Raw genomic sequence first — 1,049 nt, forward strand, 5'->3', positions numbered from 1 at the left:
TAGAGCGTTTCATAGCTTGAGAGAATCGTAGGATTCCCACGGGCTCCGTTTTGTGATTCAAGATGCAGGCTGGACGGAGGCCAGCATCTGATGACGCGAGCCCTTTCGAACGATCTTCGTGAGCGTGTTGTTGAGGCAGTCGGCGCCGGCGAGAGCTGCCGTGTGGTGGCGTCGCGCTTTGGCGTCGCCGTCTCCTCGGTGGTGAAGTGGTCGCAGCGTTACCGGTCCACCGGTTCGGTGGCGCCAGGCAAGATGGGAGGGCACCGTAAGCGGGTTTTGGAGCCACATCGGGCCTTCATTGTGGAGCGGATCAATCAAACCTCGGATCTGTCGCTGCACCGGCTTAAGGACGAGTTGGCCGCACGCGGGGTGGTGGTCTCACACAATGCGGTCTGGATGTTCTTGAGGCGCGAGGGCCTGAGCTTCAAAAAAAACGCTGTTCGCCCTTGAGCAGGCCCGGGCTGATATTGCTCGCAGGCGTCGGCGATGGCGGTCCTGGCAGGCCAGCCTGGATCCGCAGCGCCTGGTCTTCATCGATGAGACTTGGATCAAGACCAACATGGCTCCGCTGCGAGGCTGGGGGCCGAAGGGCAAGCGACTACGCGGCCTGGCTCCACATGGTCATTGGCGTACGCTGACCTTCCTCGGCGCGCTGCGCTGGGATCGGCTCGCGGCGCCTTGCGTCTTCGACGGACCGATTAATGGCCAGTGCTTCCGTGCCTATGTCGAGCAACAGCTCATCGCCGTGTTGAAGCCCGGTGATATCGTCGTCATGGACAATCTGGGAAGCCATAAGTCGGCGGCCATCAGGCAGATGATAAAGGCTGCCGGCGCCAGGCTTTGGTATCTGCCGCCTTACTCGCCAGACCTTAACCCCATCGAGCAGGCCTTTGCCAAGATCAAACACTGGATGCGCCAAGCTCAGAAACGCACCGTCGAGGATACCTGGCGCCATATCGGCCACCTCGTCGAAACGATCGAGGCCAACGAATGCAAGAACTATTTCGCAAACGCCGGCTACGCTTCCGTCAAAACGTGAAACGCTCTAG

1 protein-coding gene is annotated in these 1,049 nt (G+C 60.2%); it reads left to right on the forward strand.

Translation table 11 applies throughout. The features are described from left to right. Positions 1 to 90: 90 nt before the first annotated feature. Positions 91 to 1,039 (forward strand): IS630 family transposase gene (locus FJ930_RS29905; protein WP_141841185.1). Its coding sequence is split into 2 segments (ribosomal slippage): positions 91 to 426 and positions 428 to 1,039, totalling 948 coding nucleotides; the frame shifts between segments, so codons are not numbered across the junction. Positions 1,040 to 1,049: the final 10 nt, after the last annotated feature.

Source organism: Mesorhizobium sp. B2-4-15 (assembly GCF_006658505.1).
GTDB lineage: Bacteria > Pseudomonadota > Alphaproteobacteria > Rhizobiales > Rhizobiaceae > Mesorhizobium.